This window comes from Streptomyces sp. AC627_RSS907, assembly GCF_019049165.1.
Genome location: NZ_JAGMUE010000221.1, coordinates 1 through 3,208, shown reverse-complemented (window position 1 = coordinate 3,208; position 3,208 = coordinate 1). Strand labels below are relative to the sequence as shown.

Annotated in this window: 1 protein-coding gene; it reads left to right on the top strand. The window is 76.9% G+C overall.

What is annotated here, in order from left to right; genetic code table 11:
- Positions 1-3,110: type I polyketide synthase (locus KUM32_RS32360; protein ID WP_217145505.1), on the top strand; the 3,110-nt coding region annotated here is incomplete at its 5' end.
- Positions 3,111-3,208: the final 98 nt, after the last annotated feature.

The window sequence follows — 3,208 nt, the reverse complement described above, 5'->3', positions numbered from 1 at the left end:
GCACAGCCCCCCGAACCGCCCCGGAGAACACCCCGGAGTCCACCCCCGGCAGCGCCCTCACCACCGACCCCGGAACCGACCACGCCGCCGACGCGCTGACCACCTGGGCGGCCGGAGGCCGGGTCGACGGCGCGGTCGAAGGAGTGGCCGCGCGTGGGAAGCGGGCGTTCCTCTTCACCGGCCAGGGCGCGCAACGACTGGCCATGGGGACACAACTGGCCGCTGAGCACCCCGTGTTCGCGGACGCGCTGGCGACCGCGGGCGCCGCACTCGACCCGCACCTGGCCCGTCCCCTGTCAGCCGTGTGGAGCGACGAGTACCTCATCCACCGGACCGAGTACGCCCAACCGGCGCTGTTCGCCGTCGAGGTGGCCCTGCACGCCCTGCTCGCCCACTGGGGTGTACGAGCCGACGTCCTCCTCGGCCACTCGATCGGCGAGATCGCGGCGGCGCACGTGGCCGGGGTGCTGTCGCTCGATGACGCCGCCACACTGGTGGCCACGCGGGGCAGGCTGATGCAGGCCCTGCCCGCCGGTGGCGCGATGCTCGCGGTCGGGGCCGCCGAGGCCGAGGTACGGGAGGCCTTCGGCACACTGGACATCGCGGCGGTCAACGGACCGACGGCGGTCGTGGTCTCCGGGCACACGGACGACGTGGACCGGGCGGCGACCGTCGCCGCCGAGCGCGGCTGGAGGACCAGCCGTCTGCGCACCGGCCACGCCTTCCACTCCCGGCTCATGGAGCCGATGACCGCCGAGTTCCGGTCGGTCGTGAAGACGCTGGGCTTCGCCGAGCCGACGACGCCGGTGTACTCGACGGTCACCGGGCGGGCGGTGGAGCCATGGCAGTGGTCGGACCCGGAGTACTGGGTGGAGCAGGTCCGGCGGCCGGTCCGGTTCGCCGACGCGATCGGCGCGCTCGACGGCCTCGGCGTCGGCACGTTCGTCGAAATCGGGCCGGACGCCGTCCTCACGGCCCTGGCCCGGGACCTGCGGCCGGACGCCCTGTGCGTGCCGACGCTGCGCCGGGACCGGGACGAGCCCACCACCGCGCTCACCGCCCTCGCCACGCTGTTCGCCCACGGCACCCCGGTCGACTGGGCCGCCGTACTCCCGGACGCACACCGCGTCGACCTCCCGACGTACGCCTTCCACCGGCGGCGCTTCTGGCTGGACGCGCTGCCCGCCGAGCAGCCCGGCACGGCGGACTGGCGGTACCGGGTCGAGTGGCAGCCGGCTCCCCGGCCGGCCCCCGGCCTTCCCGCAGCCCTGACCGGCACCTGGCTGGTGATCGGCGGCGACGACAACCTCGCCGGCGTGCTGCGGACGGCCGGCGCCGAGGTCGTCACCGCCCCCGCGCCGACCGCCCTCACCGGCGTACCGGACACGGTCGCAGCGGCGGCCCTCACCGGCGTACCGGACACGGTCGCAGTGGCGGCCCTCACCGGCGTACCGGACGCGCTCCCAGCGGCGGCCCTCACCGGTGTACTGGCCACCGTGTCCAGCCCCGCCGAGGCCCTCGCGGTCACCCGGCTCGGCCTCGCCGCGCCCCACTGGTTCCTCACCCGGCGTGCGGTGGCCACCGGACCGGACGACCCGGCACCCGAGACCGAACCGGCCGCGGCCTGGGGACTGGCCCGGGTCCTCGGGCTCGAACACCCGGACCGGTGGGGCGGACTGGTCGACGTACCCGAGGAGTCCGACGCCGCGGCGGCTGAACGGCTCGTCACCGTCCTGGCCGGCGGGCTCGGCGACGAGGACCAGATCGCCCTGCGCGCGGCCGGCCCGCTGCTGCGACGGCTGGCCCCCGCCCCCGTACCGTCCGGCGCCCCGCGCTGGCGGCCCGACGGCACCGTGCTCGTCACCGGCGGCACCGGCGGCCTGGGCGCCGAGGTCGCGCGGTGGGCTGCGGCCAACGGCGCCCGGCGACTCGTACTGGTCTCCCGGAGGGGCGCCGCCGCACCCGGCGCGAAGGAACTCCTCGCCGAGCTGCCGACGGCGCAGGCGCACGCCTGTGACCTGTCCGACCGCTCGGCGGTCGAGGCGCTGCTCGCAGGCGTCGGCGCCGTCGACGCCGTCGTGCACGCGGCCGGCGTCAGCCACGACGTGCCGCTGGCCGCCGAGGACGAGGGCCGTCTGCGGGCCGTGGCGGCCGGCAAGGCGGACGGCGCCGCGCACCTGGACGCCCTGCTGCCCGACGTACCGCTGATCGTCTTCTCCTCCATCGCGGGTGTCTGGGGCAGCGCGGACCAGGCGGCCTACGCGGCGGCGAACGCGGCGCTCGACGCGATCGTCGCCCGGCGCCGCGCCGAGGGGCGTCCCGGGACGGCGATCGCCTGGGGGCCGTGGGCCCGGATCGGCATGGCCGCCGACGACGAGGTCGCGGACCGGCTGCGGCGGCGCGGACTCACCCCGATGCCACCGGCGCGTGCGCTGGACGCGTTGGCGGTCGCCGTCGGCGCGGACGACGCGCTGGTCACCGTGGCGGACGTGGACTGGGCGCGGTTCGTGCCGGTGTTCTCCACCGCGCGGCCCCGGCCGTTCTTCACCGGCCTGCTCCCGTCCGCCCAGCGGACCGGCACCACCCCGGAACGCGGCGACCTGGCCGCGTCACTGGCCGACGCCGACCCCGCCGAGCGGCACCGGCTGCTGCTGCGGCTGGTCCGCGACGAGGTGGCCGCCGTGCTCGGGCACGGGTCCGGTACGGCGGTGGCGCCGGGCCGCGCGTTCAGCGAACTCGGCTTCGACTCGCTCACCGCGGTCCAACTGCGCGACCGGCTGATCACCGTCACCGGACTGCCGCTCACCCCGACGCTGGTCTTCGACCACCCCAACGCAGAGCGGCTCGCCGGCCACCTCGGCGAGACCCTCGCGCCCGCCGGGGAGCCGGTGGACCTGCCCGACGACGAGATCCGGCGGGCACTGGCGGCGATCCCCGTCGAGCGCCTGCGGGAATCCGGGCTGCTGCCCCGGCTGCTGCGGCTCACCCTGGCAGGACCGCCGGCCCCGCCCGGTACCGAACCGGCCCCGCCGAGCGGCGACTACGACGTGATGGACGTCGACGACCTGGTGAAGCTCGCGCTGGGCGACGCCGCCGGCGACGAGAACTGACCCCTCCCGGCCCGCGCGGACCGGAGGGCGCCGCCCTTCCTCCGCCGGCCACCCCGGCCCACCCCCACCCCCGGCCCGACGAGCGGAGTGACCATGAC